The organism is Sphingosinicella rhizophila, assembly GCF_032378825.1.
GTDB lineage: Bacteria > Pseudomonadota > Alphaproteobacteria > Sphingomonadales > Sphingomonadaceae > Allosphingosinicella > Allosphingosinicella rhizophila.
The window spans coordinates 80,986-101,011 of the sequence record NZ_JAVUPU010000008.1; the positions used below are offsets into that span (position 1 = coordinate 80,986).

Genomic DNA, 20,026 nt, shown 5'->3' on the forward strand with positions numbered 1-20,026 from the left:
AACCACCGACATGGGGGCTAAATCCAAATGATCGGTTAAGTCCGCGCCATTCGGAAAGGGGGCTATGTCGGCCGCGGGGACATGATTTCCTTCGCGATGCACGTAAGTTCCTGACGCTAACGGCTTTTTATATTTTGCTCCCTATCGATGCCTTCATCGATGAGGAGTGAAAGAATGGCGAAGTGCCAAGGGTGCAGGGACGGGGCGGCCTTTCCCTTTCAGATTCGGACCGCATTCCAGCCGATCGTCGACATCCAGACCGGCAAGGTCCATGCCTATGAAGCGTTGGTGCGTGGACCCAATGGCGAAGGCGCTGCCGTCGTGCTGGACCGTGTGACCGAGACCAATCGCTACGCCTTCGATCAGGCCTGCCGCGTATCCGCGATACGGACGGCCGTGGCGGCCGGCCTGTTGGAAACCGATGCGCGGCTGTCGATCAACTTCCTGCCCAACGCCGTCTATTCGCCGCTGGCCTGCATCCAGGCCACCTTGCAAGCGGCGCGGGAAACGGGCCTGGATCCCGCCCGCATAACCTTCGAGTTCACGGAGAATGAGCGGCTCGATACGCGGCATGTGCGTTCGATCATCGAAGCCTATCGAACGATGGGATTCCAGACCGCGATCGACGATTTCGGGGCCGGCCATTCCGGACTGGGCCTGCTCGCCAACCTGCAGCCCGACGTCATAAAGCTGGACATGGAGCTGGTTCGCGGCCTCGACGAAAGCCTGCCGCGGCGGATCATCGTCGCCGCCATCGTCCGGCTGGCGAAGGAACTCGGCATCAAGCTGGTGGCCGAGGGCGTTGAAACGCGGGCGGAACTGGAGGCGATCCGATCGGCCGGGATCCGCTATGTCCAAGGCTTCCTGTTCGCCAAGCCAGAACTTGACGTGCTGCCAACCATCGCCGCCGGCGCTTTCGCCATCGCCAAGGCCGCCTGATCAGGCGGCTTCGGGGCGTTCCTGCCACGGCATGGGCGGCATGGCGCTTGGCCCGCGCACCGATTTCGGGGTGAGCAAGGGGGTGCCATCGGACGCCACCGCACAGCGCCAGCCCCCTGTCGCCTTGGCGGCGTAGAGCGCGCGATCGGCCTCGCCAAGCAAGGCGGGAAGATCGGCACCATGTTGCGGATAGATTGCGGCGCCGACGCTGGCGCCCACGAACACCATCTGATCGCCAACGCGATATCCGTCGCCGCAAAGCGTATCGACCATCTCCATGCCAAGAGGCGTGACCTGGTCGGGGCCGCACCCGTCGACAACCATCACGAACTCGTCGCCGCCCAGGCGGGCAACGGCCGCGCCGGGTGGGGCAACCGCCTGCAGCCTTCGCGCGGCAGCCGTCAGAAGCGCATCGCCCGCGCTGTGCCCAAGCCTGTCGTTGACCTGCTTGAAGCCGTCCAGATCGATATAGAAGAGCGCGGCGCCATTCTTTGCATCCTTGTCCCGAAGCCATGCCTCCAGACCCAGGCGGTTCAGGACCTGGGTCATGGGGTCGTGACGGGCGTTATGGTCGTTCTCACGTTCGGCCCGCATCGTCTTCACCAGCATTCGATTGAGATGGTAGGCGGCCTTGGTCATGCTGAAGAGATAGAATGGGATCTGCAATGCGACGATGAGCAGGATAGGCTGTCCCGAGACAATCGCCGCGAGGGCGCAGGGCCCGAGGCTGAGGGCGATCATGACCGCGACCAAGCGGGGCGCGCCGAAATTGCGGAAGCAGATCCCACCGACCATCGCCGCCGAGGAGAGGCAGGCGAGCGATGCAGCCACCCAGTCGCCGCTGGCAACGCTGATATAGGTGCCGTAGCCGACCGAAGCCGCCCAGAGGATTGCGAGGCTGAAGTAGAATAGGGTGGGCCCCTCACGCCCCTCGGCGATGGCTTTGCGGCCTTTGAGCAAAGCCGGCAGCCGCAATGCGGCCAAAGCGATCTCGAACGCAGCCCACAAGATGAACGGAGTCGTCGGAATGCGCATAGCAATGAGGCTGGATACGGCGACGGTGTTGAGGACGCCGCCGATGAAGATCGGCAGCGTGCCGTAGAGGCCTGCGACAAGAGACATGCGTATGTCCGGGGGCAGATCCCCGCCCGGATCCACCAGCCATCGAATCCACGAACGGGCAGGCCACTGGCCGGACCTCGCTTTTGTCATTTCAACCCCACCCTCGATTCAGAAATGCCGGATAATCGCGGAGTCTTTAATGAGCGGTTATGGCAAGGACGCCGAAACGGCGCCGTAACATTCTGGAATCGCGCCTCAACTTGCCGTTCATCGAACATATAGGTAGCCGGTGCTGAAGCTCTCTCTCGGCGCCGGTAAAGCGCGTCCAACAGGAAGGCGTGCGCAATGAAACGGAATTCGAAACGGATATACGGATTCCGGTTCGCGCTCGCCTTGCTGGCGGCCGGAGCCGCATCTTCGGCGGCCGCGCAGGACGAACCCTCGACAGCGCAGGAAGAGGAGGATCGGGTGTCGGAACTGATCGTCTATGGCGACGACCCCTGTCCGCAAGGCGAAGGCGATGAGATCGTCGTTTGCGCACGCCGCCCCGAAACGGAGCGCTACCGTATCCCGAAGAACCTGCGCGAGAATAAGGAAAAAAGGGGCGAGATGTCCTGGGGGGCGCGCGCGGCGGAAATGGAGGAGGCAAGCCGGGTGACTCGGCCCGGAGGATGTTCGGTGGTGGGTTCCCATGGCCACACCGGCTGTTTCAACCAGTTCATCAGCAACTGGCGCGCGGAGCGCCGCGCAATGGAACGGGAAGCTTCCGAAATTCCCTGAGGAGGGTGCGGTTGAGCCAGGCCGAACGCGCGATGACGCGCGCAGCAGGTGGCGGATGCGGCCCCGTCGCCCATCATCCCTGGTGGGAGGGCCGATTATGAGAGGTTTCGGGGCAGGGTTTTGCAGATTGGTCATGGCCGTTGCCGCTTTGACCATGCTGCCGGGACCGACCCACGCGGAGCCGCACAACGCATTGCCGGCGATCCCCAGGGTTCCTCCGCTCGATTACACGGCGCGGACGCTCGCCAACGGCGCGCGCGTCTATGCGATAAGCGACGAATCGGCTTCGACCGTGTCGATCAATGTCTGGTACCAGGTCGGGCAGCGGGACGATCCTCCCGGCCGAGGCGGTTTCGCGCACCTGTTCGAACATCTGATGTTCCAATCGACCCGGAACCTGCCTGACGGGGTTTCCAAGTTCGTGACGTCGATCGGCGGATCGACCAATGCGTCGACGCTATTCGATTATACCGATTATTATATCAGCGCGCCTGCCAACCAATTGGAGGCGCTGATCTGGCTGGAAGGGGAGCGACTGCGCAACCTCGTCATCGACGAAGCGGGCTTCAAGGCGGAGCGGGATGTCGTCAAGGAGGAGCTTCGCCAGCGCATCTTTGCCCAGCCATACGGCCGCATCCTCTATATGCTGCTGCCGGGCTTTACCTTTTCGACCCATCCCTATGTCCGGCCGATCGGCAGCAGTATCGCCGATCTCGACCGTGCGCAGCTGGCCGACGTCCGCGCGTTTCATGAGACCTATTACCGGCCGGACAATGCAATCTTCGTCATCTCCGGCAATTTCGAAGAAGCGAAGATGAATGCCTGGGTCGATGCCTATCTCGGGTCGATCGCAAGGCCCGACCGGCCCATTCCGCGCGACACCGCCGACGAAGGAGAGCGCATGGCGCCAGTCACGGTCGAGGCCTATGCCCCCAACGTGCCGCTTCCCGCCATCATCTTTTCCTGGCGGGCGCCCGAAGCAGCCGATGCCGATGCCGCCGGACTGGCCCTGATCGAAGCGGTCCTGACTAGGGGCCCTTCGGCGCGGCTGAGGCGGGTGCTGGTAGATCAGAAGCAGCTCGCCTCCAACATCGTCTCCTACAATCTTCCCGCCCGAGACGGCTATGCCTTCGCGCTGGTCGCGACTTTGGCGCAAGGCGCCGACATCGCGGCCGCGGAGGCGGCGCTGGCGGAAGAGATCGTTCGCCTGCGCGATACGCCTATTTCCGAGGCAGAGCTTGCCGCCGTCAAGAACGGCATGTTCGGCGACGCCCTGTCGCGGCGCGAACGGCCGGTCGACCGGGCCTTCCAGCTTGGCGGCGGTGTCGCACTGACCGGCGATCCCCGGCTGGAGGATCGGAGGCTGGAAGCGATCCGGCTGATGAAAGCAGGCGATGTCCAGAAAGTCGCCGCCCGCTGGCTGGCTGATCGCAGGCGGGTCACGATCCATTATCAGGACGAGTCACGGCGCCCGCCGGGCTATACCGGCGACGTGCCGCAGGCCGATATCGCGAAAATGGGGCCGAGCGTAAAGCCGCCTTCGCGGCCCGCCGTCACCATCGCCACCATAGCCGAGCGGCAGTGGCCGCCGGCGCCTTCCGCCGTGGTGCAGCGCACGCCGCCGGTGCTGGCGGACCACCGGCTGGCCAATGGGCTTCGGGTCATCGTCGCCAAATCCTCCGACGTGCCGATCGCCACTTTAAAGCTTGTGATCGACGGCGGCGACGCTTCGGATCCGGACGGCCGGGCCGGTCTCGCCGACCTGTTGGCCGATGTGGCGGTTCGCGGCGCAGGCGACCGCGATGCCGCAGCCATGGCCGAGGCGATGGCGGGCCTGGGCGCGTCGATCGACGCCAGCGTGGAGGCCGATTCCACCCAGTTCACGATCCAAACGCCCGCGGCCAATGCCGAAGCGGCGGGGGGCCTCCTGGCCGACATCGTGCTTCGGCCGACCTTGGCCGTGGAGGAGCTGGAGCGCGTTCGCAGGCAGCAGATCGATGCTCTCGCCGTGGCCGGTCGACAACCGATGCAGACGGCCTTGCGCCTGGTTGCGCCGACCCTGTTCCCCGACGCCGCTTATGGCCAGGTGCCACGCAAGACGAGCCTTGAGGCCGTCGGCCGTGAGGACCTGGCTGCCTCGCGTGCCACCTTGTGGCGGCCTGACCGCGCCACCTTGCTCATCACCGGCGGGATCGACGCCGAGACCGGGTTCGCATTGGCCGGGCGCCTGTTCGGCGATTGGCGTTCGAGCGGCCCTGCTCCTGCGATCGCGCGCCGTGCCGGGCCCATGGCCGCTCCCAGAATTCTTGCCGTCGACATTCCGGGCGCTGGCCAGGCGGCGCTGCTGGCGGCGGTTCCTACAGTCGGCCGCGGCGATGCGGTCTGGCCCGCGCTAAGGGTAGCCAATGCCCGGCTGGGCGGGGGAAGTCAGGGATTCCTGTCCCAGGAAATAAGGGTCAAGCGCGGCCTCAGTTACGGCGCGGGAAGCATGATCGACGCGCGGCGCGATGCGACATTGGTGATGGCGGCGACCCAAACCAAGAACGAATCCGCCGTCGAAGTGGCGGGTCTTGTCCTGGACCAGCTCAGGCGCCTCGCCTCGGAACCTGTCGACGACACGCAGGTGGAAGAAAGATGGTCGCATCTCACCAACATGCTCGCTTCACAGACCGAACGGTCGGCCGGCCTTGCGGCCTATCTCGCCTCACTGCTGACCGCCGGCATCTCGCTGGAGGTCGCGACCTCCGAACTGCTTGGCCAGGAGCCCGCCTCCCCGGCGCAGGTGCTGGCGGCCGCGCAGCATCTGACGCCTGAGAAGACGACCCTGATCATCGTAGGCGACGCGCGAAAATGGCTGCCATCGATGCGCCGGCAATATCCCGGCCTGAAGCTCGTCACGGCCGAGGGCGTCGCTGTCGAGCAGGATGTCGATTCCGGATCCGGGCCGTCCGGGCAAGAATAGGCGCCCAGTGGCGGATTGACGCATCCCGATCATCCTTCCCACGAGGAAGTGGGGAGGCGCATGTGATCAAATTGTCGAAGCTGTTGGCGATTTTCTTTGTCGTGCTGGGGCTGGCATCGGCTCCGGCCGCAGCCGAAACCAGCTTCAAGATCACCTTGCCGGCAAGCGCCAAGGGCCCGGTCACCGGACGGCTGATCGTCGTCGCTTCCAGAAATGCCACCCCGGAACCTCGCCGAAGCCTCGGCATGCAGGGGCCTCCGGGCTTCGCCATCGACGTGGAAGGCTGGAAGCCGGGCAGCAGCGCAGTCATAGACGGACGCGCGGATTCCTATCCGGTCGATCTCGCCAGCCTTCCCGCGGGCGACTATCATGTCCAGGCGCTGCTCATCAAATATACGTTCGCCAAACGGGCGGACGGCCACAATATCTGGGTTCCGATCAGCGCCCGCCGGGTCTTTTCCACGGAAATGGGCGGCAATTTGTTCAGCAAGCCCGTCAAGGTCAGGATCGATCCCGCCGCGTCCCAGCCAATTGCCCTGGCGTTGACGGAAACCGTTCCGCCGAACGAAGAGCGGGTGGACACACCATGGCTCAAGCATGTCCGGATCAAGAGCAAGATTCTGTCGGATTTCTGGGGCGTGCCGATGTATATCGGAGCCAGCGCGCTGCTGCCGCGCGGCTTTGCCGAGCATCCCAATGCCCGCTACCCGGTCGCCTACACGCTCGGCCATGGCGACGCGCCGTTCAGTTTCAGCACCGATCCCGCAGACAACAGCCCTGCCGCCCAGGCCGGCGCGCGCGATGCGAACGTCAAAACGGGCTATGAATTCGCGCAGGAGTGGCAATCCGACAATTTCCCCAGATTCGTGGCGATCACGCTGGAGGTGCCGAGCCCCTATTTCGTGGAAGCCTATGGCATCAATTCGGCCAATAACGGTCCCTATGGCGATGCGCTGATGAAGGAGCTGCTCCCTTATCTCGAACGCGAATTCCGGCTGATCCAGAAGCCCTATGGCCGCATCGTCGAAGGCGCATCGACCGGCGGCTGGGAAGCGCTGGCGCTGCAGCTCCACTATCCCGATTATTTCGGGGGCGCCTGGATCTTCAATCCCGATCCGATCGATTTCACCCGCTACCAGCTGGTCGACATCTACAAGGATCCGAACATGTTCGACCTGCGGCTGAACGACTGGTTCGTGAAGGAGATCCCGTTCCGCCGTTCCCGGGAAGGTCAGCCGCTTTACGGGATGCGGGATCTGGCGCGCCTGGAATCCCTGCTCGGGTCGAAGGGCCGGTCCTTCTACCAGCTCGGCATCTGGCAGGCGGTGCACGGGCCCGTCGGACCGGACGGCTATCCGGTGCCGCTGTTCGATCCGAAGACCGGCGTCATCGACAAGAAGGTGGCCGCCTATATGCGCGACAACGGCTATGATCTTAGTGCCCATGTCCGCAAGAACTGGCCGACGATCGGCCCGAAGCTCAGCGGCAAGCTCAATTTCTTCGCCGGCGAACAGGATGATTTCTTCCTCAACCTCGCCGTCTACAAGTTCGAGGAAATGATCCGCGAGGTGGGCGGCGCCGGTTATCCCATACGCTTCGAATATGGCCGGCCGAAAAAGGGTCATAACTGGCACCACAAGGATTGGGCGGGCGTGGTGCGTGAAATGGCCGACCATGTCCGCAGGAATGCGCCGGCCGGCGAGGACGTGAGCAGCTGGAATTATTGAGACATAGGGAGAGTGGCGAAAATGCGGATCAAGCAGATTCTGACGATCGCGGCGGCCGCCGGCTTCGGCGCGTTCGTCCCGCTGGCGTGGGTGGAGGCCGACAGCGGCAGGGAGGTCGCCACCTTCGACGAGATCAATGCCCAGCGCATCAACATCGTCGAGCCGGACGGCAAATATCGGCTCGTTCTGGCGAACAGCGCCCGCTATCCGGGGCTGTTCATGGCCGGCAAGGAATATAAGCATCACAGCCGGTCCGGCGGCGGCATGCTGTTCTTCAACGACGAAGGCGACGAAGTCGGCGGCCTCAGCTATCGCAGCAATACGGTCGGCGACAAACGTGCGGCCAGTGCGAGCCTGATGTTCGATCAGTACAAGCAGGATCAGACGGTCGGCATTCTTTATAATGAGGCGAACGGCAACCGCACCGCGGGGCTGCGGGTCTGGGACCGCCCCGATGCGTCCATCCAGCCGCTGATGGAAATGAGCGACCGTGCCGCCCGCGCCTCGTCAGATGCCGAGAAGCAGCGGATCCGGGCCGAAATGCTGGCGCACGCCAATGCCCATGGCGGCGTCGGCGCCGAGCGCTTCTTCGCGGGCAAGAATGCCAAGGAAGCGATCGTCCGGCTTGCCGATCAGGAGGGCAGGCCACGGCTGCTGCTGAAGGTCGGCACCGATGGCATGCCCAGCATCGAATTTCTCGATGAAGGCGGCAAGGTGGTGAAGCGGATCACCTCATAGGTGGATCAGGGTGGCGCATCCGACACGCTCGTCCGGCAATGTTACGGAAGTGCGACTCCGCGCTTGACGAACGGCCGGAGAACTGATGCCATCGCAGACATGGACCATGACAGCCGACTCAGATGGTTTGCGCGCGAGGTCCTTCCGCACGAGCCGCATGTCCGCAAATGGCTGACCGTTCGCCTGAGGGGCCTCGAGGCGTGCGATGTCGATGAGGTGATCCAGGAGGCCTATGCCCGGATCTGGACCGCCGATATCGATCGCATTCTCAATGCCCGCGCCTATCTTTTCGTGACGGCGCGGCACATCGTCGGCGAGCATGTTCGGCGTTCGCGCATCGTCGCGATCCAGCTAATGGCGGATTTGGACGTTTTGAACATCGAAGATGATGGGATAAGCGCTGATCGCCAGCTCAGCGGGCAAGAAGAAATTGTACGATTGCAACAAGTGATAGAGAAGCTGCCGCCGAAATGCCGCTTAGCCTTCCAGCTCAAGAAATTCGAGGAATTGTCGCAGCGCGAGATTGCGGCACGGATGGGCGTTGCCGAAAGCACGGTGGAAAAACACCTCGCCAAGGCGCTGCGTATCGTTTCCGAGGAAATGAAGGCCCTTTCCGGCGAACCGGAGGTCAGGCGCGTTGATGAAGGCCGGTTCTGGAACTGGGGACGGGGTTGAAGCCCAGGCCGCGGCCTGGGCGGTTATTTCCCGCGAGCGTGAATTAACCTCCGAAGAGCGTGCGAAACTGGATGCCTGGCTGGCCGAGGGCAGCCGGCATCTGGGCGCCTATGTGCGCGCGCAAGCGACGTGGATCGACCTGGACCGGGTGGTCGCGCTCGAAAAGGCGGGATCGTCGCCGGTGCCGGTCAGGATGCCCTGGCCACATTGGCGGCAATTCGCGGCCGCTGCCTCGATAGCCGTCGCGGTGGCAGCTGCAGGTGTCGCCCACAGCCGGCTGGCCGGGCGGATCGCCACCGATCGCGGCGACGTGCGCCAAATCGCCCTCGCCGACGGCTCGACGATCACGCTCAATGGCGATTCCGTCCTCCAGGTACGCTTCGACGACAAGGAAAGACGGATCATCTTTCGCGGCGGCGAAGCCTCGTTCAAGGTGGCCCATGACGGGCAGCGACCGTTCGTGGTCGATGCCGACGACATCGCCGTCCGGGCGGTCGGAACCGAATTCGCCGTCCGAATGGATGACGACGATGTCGAGGTGACGGTGGCCGACGGCACGGTCGCGGTGGAGGAAGGAAGCGCCGTTCCCCGGCGCTATATCCGCGCCAACGAGCAGTTCGTCGCGGCACCGGCCGGAGTCCGCAAGGCGATGCTGGACCCCCAGGAAGTCGAGCGGCGCCTGGCCTGGCGGCACAAATTGCTGATCTTCCGCGGTCAACCGCTCGGCAGTGCCGCCGAGGAAGTGAACCGTTATTCCGACGCCAACGTCGTGATCGACGATCCGACGCTCGCCCGCGCCGAGTTTATCGGCGTGTTCAGGCTCGGCGACGCGCGCGCCTTTGCCAATGCGGCGGCTTACGCCTTCAATGGCGAAGTGGTGGAGCGGGACGGCAATCTCTATCTTCGTCGCAAGCAGTATTCTCCTTCCCATTAGGAGAATGTTTCTTCGCCCGGTTTCGTCCATGTCATAATTGAGTTGTCCGCCAATGGCGGATTTTTTTCGCCCGATGCTCGTCTGCTTTGGAAGTGCCAATGACTTCCGTGAGGCAGGGGAGGATTATCCGATGAAAGACGCGCGGGCCATTCGGTTACATCAGCGGACGGCACTTCTGGGCGGCATCGCCATCGCGGTGCTGTGGGCAAATCCGGCTGCTGCGGCGGAACGCCAGCGCTATAATCTTTCCTCCGGCAATGCCGCGCAGCGGGTGCAGGCGCTGGCCGTCCAATCGGGTGTTCAGGTAATGGCGCCGCAGGAGGATCTTTCGGGCATCACCACCCGACCGGTGACTGGCGAATATACGCCGGTCGAGGCTTTCCGGCAGATGCTGGGCGGCACCGGGCTCGAGGTCGTGGCCAATGGCGAGGACACGGTCATCATCCGCCGGGCGAGCCTCGCCGCACAGAATCCGCAGTATAATGACAGCGCCGATCCCATGGCGATGCCTGGAACGGAGCAAGCCGAGGAAGCCGAGCAGGACATCGTGGTCACCGGCTCGCGCATTCGCCGTCCTGGATATGACACGCTAGAATCCACCTTCGTCACCGACAGCGAGCTGATCGAGCAGCGCGGTTACACCAATGTCGTCCAGGCCCTCGACGAGACCCCCGGTTTTGTCGCCTCGGGCGTCAATCCGACGGGTGCCAGCCAGGGGACGTTCAATGCCGGCCAGAGCTTCGTCGATTTCCTAGGCCTCGGTTCGCAGCGGACATTGGCGCTGATCAATGGTCGTCGCGCCGTCACCTCCAATTCCATTTCCGGGAGCGGCAATGCCGCGGCACCCGGCCAGCAGGTCGACCTGAACGTCATTCCGGTGGGCCTGATCGAACGGGTCGAATCCATCGCGATCGGCGGTGCGCCGATCTACGGCTCAGATGCCATTGCGGGCACCGTCAACATCATCCTCAAGGACGATTATGAAGGCGTCAGCGTCACCGGCCAATATGGCATTTCGGAACGCGGCGACGCCGAAGGCTGGTCGATCCGCGGCCTGGCCGGTGCGAATTTCGCCGACGGTCGCGGCAATATCGCCATCAGCGCCGAGCATCACGACCAGAAGGGCGTCGTGCTCGGGGAACGTTCCGGTCTCTTCTACGCCATTCCCAATTCGGGTCCGGGACCGTCGAACGTCGTCATCGAAGACCTGGTTTATGGCTATATTTCCGAGGGCGGACTCCCGTTCAATCCCAACACGTTCGACTTCATCCGCAACGGTTCGGGCCAGCGCGTGCAATTCGCGAACGGCGATCTCATTCCCTTCGTGCCGGGTCCGGTGGTCAGCGATCCCTTCTATAATGGCGGCGACGGCATGCGCATGGCCGACCATTACAGCCTGCTGTCGCCAACGCAGCGGACGATCGTCAGCGGCATCGGGCATTTCGACATAACGCCATCGATCCGCTGGTTCGGCGAAGCGAGTTATGCCCGCAGCGAGGGCAAGGAATTGAGCGAGGTGGCGGCATTCACGTCGCCCTATATCAGCGGGACCATCCTGCCGGTTTCGATCGACAACGCTTTCCTGTCCGCCGACGCCCGCAACATCCTTGCCGCCAATGGCGTGACAGGCGATTTCATCCTCGCGCGCAATTTCAGCGACTTGCTCGATCGCGGCGGACTTACCGTCAACACGGTGAATTTCTTCCGCGCCGTGACCGGCCTGGAAGGCAAGTTCAGCCTTTTCGGGCAACCGGCGGGATGGGACGTCTCGGTCAATTACGGGCGCAGCAAGGCGACCACCGAACTGAGCTATATCAACGAGAGCAAATTGCTGGCGGCGATCGATGCAGTCAGCGTGGGGGGCAATGTTGTGTGCGCGTCCGGCGGCGACTGCGTGCCGTTCAACATCTTCGGCGAGAATGCCTTCAGCGATGAAGCCGCCGACTATGTTCTGGACGATGGCCGCGCCGTCAGCCTCAACACCCAATTCATCGTCAATGCCAATCTGAACGGCGCGCTGCCGTTCCGGATCGCGGCCGAGCCGATCGAATTCAACATCGGCCTGGAGCATCGCCGCGAGAAAGGTTCGTTCACCACCGACGCCTTGCTTGCCGGCGGCACCAGCCTGCTGGGCCTTAACCTCGCCAGCCCCTACCTGCCCGGCAAAGGCAAGTTCAATACCAAGGAAGCCTATGGCGAGCTGTCGATCCCGATCGTTTCAGCTTCCCAGGACATGGCGGTCATCAAGAGCCTCAGCATCGACGCGGCTGCCCGCTATGTCGACAATTCGATTACCGGCAGCGACCTGACCTGGACCGCCGGCGGCCGCTTTGCGCCCCGCCTTCCCGGCATCCTCGACGGCCTGTTGTTCCGTGGTACCTACACGCGGGCCATCCGCGCTCCGGCGGTCACGGAATTGTTCTCGGGTGCCTCGCCGACGCGCGGCCGCCTGAACGACCCCTGCGGTGCCAATCTGTTTCAGGAAGGCGACAATCCCGCGGTGCGGGAAGCCAATTGCAGGGCCGAGCTGCAGGCATTCGGCCTCACGCCCGAAACATTCAATCCGACGACGTTCGGCGTGTCGCCGATCGGCACGATCTCCGGCAACGAAAACCTGCAGAACGAAAAATCCCGGGCATGGTCCGCAGGCGTCGTGTTCCAGCCGACCCGGCTGCCGGGCTTCCGTTTCGCTGCCGACTGGACCCAGATCAAGCTCAAGGGCGGTATCGAAAGCCTGTCGATCAATCAGGTCATGGCGGCCTGTTACGACAGCTCCGATTTCCCGAACAACCCCGCCTGCGATCAGTTCAGGCGCCTGCAATCGGGCGAGGCCGGACCGGGCACGGAGAATCCGATCCGGATCGTCGGCGACGTCGCGAATGGCTATAGCAGCGGCTACATCAACACGGCATCGCTCAAATATTCGGGCCTGATCATGGCGGGCGAATATGTGTTCGGCGTGCCGTCGATCGAAAGCGAGGGCACGATCCGCCTGGGCGCCAAGGCGATCTACAACGACACATATGAATTCCAGACGACGGCGAGCGCGCCCGTTTCGAATTCGGTCGGCGGCGTCGGCCTGCCGAAATGGTCGGGGCAATTCAATGTCGGCTATCGCGGCAGCCATCTCGATCTGTTGCTGCAGGCGCTCTACACCGGGCCCGTCAAGAACGACATCCTGGCCACGTCGGACGACATTGCCGACGAATATAATCTCATCAGTTCCTACTGGCGCTTCAACTCAACGATCGGTTTCCGGATCAACGATCGCTTCAGCGCACAGCTCGTGATCAACAATCTGTTCGATCGCAAGCCTTCCAAATCGGCCATCTTCTCCCGCAGCTTCGGCACCTACGATCTGATCGGCAGGCGCTTCCTCTTCAGCGTGACGGCGGGCTTCTGAGGAACATGTGGGGGCGCTCCGTCGGCGCCCCCACCATCAATTGGAGATGAAATTGCTGCGGATCGCGTTCGGCCTGTTGCTTTCGTTCGCGGCTCTGGTGACGAGCGCCCAAAGCGCGGTCAAAACCTACACGATCGAACAATTGATGGCTGCCGAGTCCTTCGGCGGCCTATCCTTCTCGCCCGACAACAGGAAACTGGTCACGACCAGCAACCGTACCGGCATCGCCAACATCTATGTGGTGCCATTGGACGGAGGCCCGCTCGCACAGCTCACCCATTCGACAAAGGAGACGGTGAGCGCGATCGGCTATTTCCCGCATGACGAGCGCATTCTCTATTCCAGCGACCAGGGCGGCAACGAACTTGCCCATCTCTACGTCCGCGAGGTCGACGGAAGCACGCGCGACGTGACGCCGGGGGAGCGGCATGTCGCACGCTTCGTCGATTGGTCGCATGACGGAACATCCTTCTTCTTCCAGTCGAACGCCCGCGATCCGCGCTTCTTCGATCTCTATGAGGTGACGGTCGACGATTATGTCTCGACCCGCATCTTCGACAACGACAAGGGCTATCAGATCCGCGCGATCAGCCCCGACCGCAATCTCGTCGCACTCAGCAGGATCGTCGATAATGCGACCAAGCATTGCTATGTCTATGATCGCCGGACCGCTTCTCTCAATCAGCTCACGCCGGCCGGCGGCAAGGTCTCCTGCGAGCCGCAGGCCTTCGCCGCAACCGGAACAATTCTTTTCTACACGACCGATGACGGCGGCGAGTTCAGCTTCCTGGTAAGGCACGATCTTGCCTCGAACGCGCGCAAGACCGTGTTCAAGCCGGATTGGGATGTGTCAGGCGCCAGTCTCTCTTCCGACAATCGATACCTGGTCGTCTCGGTCAACGAGGATGCCCGCAGCCGTCCCTATCTGTTCGATGCAGCGACGCTGAAGCAAATTCCCTTCGTCGACCCGGCGCAGGATGCGAGCGTCGGGTTGCGGCTGGCCAATGGTGTTCCGCTTGCGGCCGTCGCGATCACGAACGGCGCAACGCCTCAGGACATCTACATCCAGGATCTCCGCAGCGGCAAGCGGAGGCTCTTGCTTCGGGCCCGGGCGCCTGATGTCGATCCCGCCGATCTGGTCGCCGGAAAGGTGGTCCGCTTCAAATCCTATGACGGCGTCGAGGTTCCTGGAATCCTGTACGTGCCCAAGGATGCGAAGCCGGGCGATGCCAGGCCCGCCGTGATCCATGTCCATGGCGGGCCGGGCGACGAAAGCAGGATCGGCTACAAGCCGCTCGTCCAGTATCTCGTCAATCACGGCTATGTCCTGTTCGAGATCAACAATCGCGGCAGCAGTGGATCGGGCCGAACATTCTATCACCTGGACGATCATGCCCATGGCGATGCCGATCTGGACGACGTGGTCGCGGCCAAGGGCATGTTGGAAAGGACCGGTTTCGTCGATCCGGCCAAGGTCGCGATCCAGGGGCAGAGCTATGGTGGCTATATGGTCCTGGCCGGACTTGCCTTCCGCCCAACCGAGTTCGCAGCCGGAATCGATCTTTACGGCGTTTCCAACTGGCCGCGCCTGCTCGCCAATACGCCGAGCTGGTGGGAGGATTTGCGGCGCCTCCTGTTCACCGAAGTCGGGGATCCGGAAAAGGATGCGGACTATCTGCGCAAGATCTCGCCGATCTTCCACGCCGAGAATATCGTCCGGCCGCTGCTGGTCCTCCAGGGTCAGAACGATCCGCGCGTATTGCCGGTGGAATCGGAGGATATCGTCGCGAAGGTGAAGGCCAATGGTGTCCCCGTCGATTATGTGGTGTTTCCGGACGAGGGCCATGGCTTTCGCAAGAAGGCGAACCAGATCACCGCCTATCGGAAGATTCTGGAATTCCTCGATGCCCATGTGAAGAACGCGGCCTCAAACGGCGCGTTCCCCGCAGCCGGCCGCTGATGGAGATGCGTCTGACCCGGCGGGAATTGCTGGCGACTGCAGCCGTAGCGGCGGCAGCTCCCGCTTGGGGGCGGATCCAGCAATCGGAAGGGGCGAGACTCAATCAATTCTTCGAGGAGGTTTTTAGCCGGGACGTTGCGCGCAATGCCGGCATGCAATCCAGCCTTGGCACCCAGCAGGGGAAGGATCGTTGGCCCGATGTCACCGACGCTCACGCCGTGGAAGGCGCTGCGCTGGTTCGCCAGGATCTGGCGGCGCTTCGTCGTTTCGACCTGGACGAGCTCAACGAGCAGGATCGGCTGAGCTATCACCTGTTCGAATATGATGGGGAGCAGTCGCTGACAGCCTTTCGGTGGCGCGGCAATCGCTATCCGGTCTGCCAGATGCGCGGACCGCAAAGATCGATCCCGCAGACCCTGATCAACGAGCATCTGATCGCGACACGCGCGGACGCGGAAGCTTATGTCGCACGGCTCCATGCGGTGAAGCCGTTTCTTGCGGATGTGGTGGCAGGGCTCGAGCGGCAGGCGGCCAACGGCGTTCGTCCGCCAGCTTTCTCTTATCCCCTGGTGATCGGCAATTGCGAGAAATTGCTGATCGGTGCGCCGTTCGACGCGTCGGGCGCCGACAGTCCGATCCTGGCCGACTTCAGGACCAAGCTCGCCAAGCTGGATATCCCAGGACCGGCCAGAGCCAAGCTCCTTCACGACGGCATTGCCGGTCTCAGGAACGGCTTCGGCCCCGGCTTCCGCCTGCTGATCGGCCATCTGCGCAAAGGTGAACGGGAGGTCACACGCAATGACGGCGTATGGCATCTTCCGGATGGCGATGCTTATTATGCCGATGCGCTCCAGATGGAGACGACGCTGCCGACCACGCCTGCGGAAGTCCATCGCATCGGTCTCGAGGAAGTGGGGCGGCTTCACGCCGAGATGAAGGCGTTGATGCCGAAGCTCGGCGTCTCCGGGTCGCTGGCCGATCTGTTCGCCCACGCCAGGGCCAGTGCCGATCTCTATTATCCCGACACGCCGGATGGCCGCTCCGCTTATCTGGAAGCGATGCGCAGCAAGATCGCCGCGGTGAGCGCCCGCCTCGGCGAATTGACCAACCGCGTACCGAAGGCCGAGGTGATCGTGAAACCGGTCGAGCCCTGGCTGGAGGCGTCGGCCGGAACAGCCGGCTATTTCGCGCCATCGGCGGACGGGTCCAGACCCGGCATTCTCTACGTCAACACGGTCACGATGAAGAACCTGCCGATCTTCGAGCTTTCGGCTTTATCCTATCATGAAGGTGTTCCCGGTCACCATCTCGAAAAAGCGGTCACGCGCGAGCTCGGACATCTTCCCAGGTTCCGCCAATATGGCGGCTACACGGCCTTCAGCGAAGGCTGGGCCCTCTATGCCGAGCAACTGCCTTTGGAAATGGGTCTCTATTCCGATCCGTGGCAGGAGTTCGGGCGGCTCTCGATGGAGCTGATGCGTGCGGGCAGACTGGTGGTCGATACCGGCCTCCATGCGCTGCGCTGGTCGCGAGAGCAGGCGATCGCCTGGCTGGACGAGAATATATCGTCCAACCATCGCGATAATGTGACATCGGTTCAGCGCTACATCGTAACCCCTGGCCAGGCGACCGCTTATGAGATGGGCAAGCTCAAGCTGGTCGCGCTTCGCGATCGCGCCAAGGCGAAGCTCGGCAGTCGCTTCGATCTGCGCCGCTTCAACGACGTCGCATTGGGCAGCGGTCCGCTGCCGCTGCCGATGCTCGACGCCAATGTCGAAAACTGGATCGCGCGGGGAGGAATTTCATGATCACGCGGCGCCGGTTCGGACAGGTCCTTTGCGCATCTCTTCTCGCCACCATCGCCGGGCCTCGCATTTGGGCGGCACCGAACGATGCAGATGCGCAACTCGATGAATTTTTCGAAGCGATCTTCCAGCGGGGCCTGGACCGGAGCCCGATCCAGCAATCGCGGCTCGGTCTCTATCGCAATCAGGACAAATGGGACGATCTGAGCGAAGCGCGCCGTCTGGAAAGCCATCAGCTGGCCATGCAGGATCTGGCGGCGCTGCGGCATTTCGACGCGGCCAAGCTGTCGCCCCAGGCCCGCCTCAGCTATCGCATGTTCGAACGTTTCACGGAAGAATCCCTGCGCAACTGGCGCTGGCGACGGCACGATTATGCGGTCACGCAAATGGGCGGCATGCATACCAGGGTACCCAGCATTTTGCTCAACAGCCACCCCATTTCGACTGCGGCCGATGCGGAGTCCTATATCCGCCGACTGGAGGGCGTGGCAGTCTTGATGGCGCAGGTCGTCGAGGAATTGGTGCGACAGGAAGCCGCCGGCATCCGGCCTCCTCGCTTCGTTTTCCCGCTGGTGATCGAGCCGTGCGAAAACATGCTGAAGGGTGCGCCTTTCGAAGCGGGGGCGGACAGCCCCGTCTTTGCGGATTTCAAGGCAAAGCTTGCCGAGTCAGCCATTCCTGCGAGCGCGCGCGCGGCCCTTGTCCAAAGGGCGGCCGGTGCATTGAAGGAAGGCTTTGCCGCCGGCTATCGCCATCTCATATCGCATCTTCGCGCATCGGAAGCGAAAGCTGACGATGTCGCCGGGGTCTGGAAGCTGCCGGACGGCGCGGCTTATTATGACGCGCAGCTTCAATCCTACACCACGCTGCCGGTGAAGGCGCCCGACATCCATTCCCTGGGCCTCGTCCAGGTCGCGCGCATTCACGATGAGATGCGCGCAATCATGAAGCGCACCGGCTTTGCCGGCGATCTCCAGGCATTCTTTCAGCATATGCGCGAAGATCCGCGTTTCTATCATGATGATAGCGACGCGGGCCGCGCCGCCTATGTCACCGAAGCCGAGAAACTGCTCGCCGAGATCCGCACCTATCAGGATCGCATGTTCAAGGTCCTGCCCAAGGCGGATGTGGTCGTTCGGCCGGTCGAGGCGTGGCGGGAGAAATCGGCGCCCAAGGCATCCTATACAAATCCGCCGCAGGACGGATCCCGTCCCGGCATCTATTATATCAACCTCGCCGACATGAAGGCGCAGCCGCGTTACCAGCTTCCGGTCACGCTCTACCACGAAACCATTCCCGGCCATCATATCGAGACCTGCATCGCCCACGAGATGCAGGGCCTGCCGAAATTCCGGCGCTTCGCCAGTATCGCCGCGTTCAGCGAAGGGTGGGGGCTTTATTCGGAGCGGTTGCCCAAGGAACTCGGACTCTATGCCGATCCCTATGACGATTTCGGGCGGCTGTCGCTGGAGCTGATGCGCGCTTGCCGGCTTGTGGTCGATACCGGCATCCACGCGATGAAATGGACGCGCAAGCAGGCCACGGACTATCTCGACCGCAACATGCCGAGCAGCCATTACGACAATCAGCGCGAGATCGACCGCTATATCGTGCTGCCGGGCCAGGCCACGTCATATTATGTCGGCATGCAGAAGATATTGGAGCTGCGCGAGCGGGCGCGCACCAGGCTGGGCCCGGCGTTCGACATGCGCGCCTATCACGACATGGTGCTCGGCGATGGCCCGCTGCCGTTGCCGTTGCTGGAAGAACAGGTCGATCACTGGATCGCCGCCGGCGGCAAGGCGAGGATGAAGACATGATGCGCCTGCTGTTCGGCTTGCTGATGCTGTTCGCTGGGGCCGCCGCGGCGGCGGAGCCGCCTCACTATGTGATGGAGGCGAGATTCGATCCGCAGGGAAATCTCCGCGCCGACGTCACCGTGATGCTGACCGAGGCATTGTCGGAGAAGGCCTTCCTTCTTTCAAAGCGCTTCACGCTCCAGCCGATGCAATTGCCGCCCGGCGTCACGATGACGCGCGAGGATTCCGAAGAGCCGATGGAGGCGCTGAACAAATTCGTCTTCCGCTTCGCGCGACCGACGGTGGAGCCGGTGAAGCTCAGTTTTCGCTACAGCGGCCCCATCCTGACCGAGCATGACAGCGGCAACAAGCCGCTTCGTCCGGAAGGTTATGAATTGTTCATCGACCATATGTGGTTTCCGGTCGGCGCCGACATCCAGACCCGTTTCACCGTCGACGCGACCATCGACGGGCTGGCGCCGGACCTTGTCGTGGTTGCGCAGGGCGATGTGACGCGGACGCCGACCGGCGTCAGGATCGAACGCGATTATGTCGATATTGACCTGCCGATGGTGGCGATGCGGGGCCTGGAGAAAGCGGGTGTCCCCGGCGTCGAATTCTACGCGCGGGACCTCGACACCCGCCTGGCCCGCTTCCACGTCAAGCATGCCGAAGCCGCCGCGCGCTACTTCCAGGCATGGTTCGGTCCGCTTCGCCAACCCGTACGGATGGCAATGGTGTGGCGCGAACGTTCGATGGGCTATGCACGCACCGGCTACACCGTGCTTTCCGAAGGCGGGCGCGGAGCGCCTGACATCGCAGAGGCGGGTCCCGCCGGCTATGTCGGCCATGAGGTCGCCCATGCCTGGTGGATGCTGGCCAGTCCGCTCACCGAGGATTTCTGGCTGGTGGAATCGGTCGCCGAATATCTGTCGATGCGTTACGTCGAAACGGCGCTGGGGATAGAGGCGGTGGAGAAGGAATTGGCCGAAAAGCGAGAGGCTTCGGCCGATGCCGGCCCCGTGATGGGCCACGGCAGGCCGAACCGGGTCCAGCTCTATCAGAAGGGGCCCCTGCTTCTCATCGATCTCGAGAAAAAGATCGGCCGGCCGGCGATGGACCGCCTGCTGAGGGAGATGGCGCGCGAGCCCGTCCATACGACACCGGTTTTCATGAAGCATCTGAGCGCAATTGCCGATGCCGATACGGCGGTCGCATTCGAAGCGGCGCTGAGAAGCTGAG

General features: G+C 62.9%; 13 protein-coding genes. 12 read left to right on the forward strand and 1 reads right to left on the reverse strand.

Annotated features, from left to right (window positions below; all coding sequences use genetic code 11):
• Window positions 1-174: 174 nt before the first annotated feature.
• Window positions 175-939 (forward strand): EAL domain-containing protein, encoded by a 765-nt coding sequence (locus RQX22_RS15190; protein ID WP_315727403.1) that lies wholly within the window; start codon window positions 175-177, stop codon window positions 937-939.
• Here RQX22_RS15190 and RQX22_RS15195 read toward each other — a convergent pair whose 3' ends face one another.
• A complete protein-coding gene (locus tag RQX22_RS15195; protein ID WP_315727404.1) occupies window positions 940-2,061 on the reverse strand; it encodes a GGDEF domain-containing protein in 1,122 nt (373 codons plus the stop codon).
• A 285-nt stretch (window positions 2,062-2,346) separates the two neighbouring features.
• On the opposite strand from RQX22_RS15195, the gene RQX22_RS15200 reads away from it, so the two are divergent.
• The 11 genes from RQX22_RS15200 to RQX22_RS15250 all read left to right on the forward strand — a co-directional run bounded on the left by RQX22_RS15200 (window position 2,347) and on the right by RQX22_RS15250 (window position 20,025).
• Window positions 2,347-2,781, forward strand: a complete 435-nt coding sequence (locus tag RQX22_RS15200; protein WP_315727405.1) for a hypothetical protein — start codon at window positions 2,347-2,349, stop codon at window positions 2,779-2,781.
• Between the two features lie 154 nt (window positions 2,782-2,935).
• A complete protein-coding gene (locus RQX22_RS15205) occupies window positions 2,936-5,743 on the forward strand; it encodes a M16 family metallopeptidase (RefSeq protein ID WP_315727406.1) in 2,808 nt (935 codons plus the stop codon).
• Window positions 5,744-5,805: 62 nt separating this feature from the next.
• On the forward strand, window positions 5,806-7,470 hold the full coding sequence (locus RQX22_RS15210) for an alpha/beta hydrolase-fold protein (protein WP_315727407.1): 1,665 nt from the start codon (window positions 5,806-5,808) through the stop codon (window positions 7,468-7,470).
• Between the two features lie 21 nt (window positions 7,471-7,491).
• Complete coding sequence (locus RQX22_RS15215; RefSeq protein WP_315727408.1) at window positions 7,492-8,208, forward strand: hypothetical protein; 717 nt, start codon at window positions 7,492-7,494, stop codon at window positions 8,206-8,208.
• A 99-nt stretch (window positions 8,209-8,307) separates the two neighbouring features.
• Window positions 8,308-8,883: an RNA polymerase sigma factor gene (locus tag RQX22_RS15220; RefSeq protein WP_315727409.1), complete on the forward strand. Its 576-nt coding sequence runs from the start codon at window positions 8,308-8,310 to the stop codon at window positions 8,881-8,883.
• The gene (locus RQX22_RS15225; protein ID WP_315727410.1) at window positions 8,849-9,817 is read left to right on the forward strand and encodes a FecR family protein; all 969 of its coding nucleotides are present in this window, start codon (window positions 8,849-8,851) and stop codon (window positions 9,815-9,817) included. The genes RQX22_RS15220 and RQX22_RS15225 overlap by 35 nt, the downstream gene beginning before the upstream one ends.
• Window positions 9,818-9,947: 130 nt before the next feature.
• Window positions 9,948-13,220, forward strand: coding sequence for a TonB-dependent receptor (locus tag RQX22_RS15230; protein ID WP_315727411.1), 3,273 nt, complete (start codon window positions 9,948-9,950; stop codon window positions 13,218-13,220).
• A gap of 46 nt (window positions 13,221-13,266) precedes the next feature.
• A complete protein-coding gene (locus RQX22_RS15235; protein ID WP_315727412.1) occupies window positions 13,267-15,180 on the forward strand; it encodes a S9 family peptidase in 1,914 nt (637 codons plus the stop codon).
• A gap of 5 nt (window positions 15,181-15,185) precedes the next feature.
• Window positions 15,186-16,988, forward strand: coding sequence for a DUF885 domain-containing protein (locus RQX22_RS15240; RefSeq protein WP_315727413.1), 1,803 nt, complete (start codon window positions 15,186-15,188; stop codon window positions 16,986-16,988).
• Window positions 16,985-18,805 carry a DUF885 domain-containing protein gene (locus RQX22_RS15245; protein ID WP_315727414.1) on the forward strand — a complete coding sequence of 607 codons (1,821 nt, stop codon included), beginning with the start codon at window positions 16,985-16,987 and terminating at the stop codon, window positions 18,803-18,805. Before RQX22_RS15240 ends, RQX22_RS15245 begins: the two co-directional genes overlap by 4 nt.
• Entirely contained in the window at window positions 18,802-20,025 is a 1,224-nt protein-coding gene (locus RQX22_RS15250; RefSeq protein ID WP_315727415.1) for a M1 aminopeptidase family protein, read from the forward strand. The genes RQX22_RS15245 and RQX22_RS15250 overlap by 4 nt, the downstream gene beginning before the upstream one ends.
• Window position 20,026 lies beyond the last annotated feature (1 nt).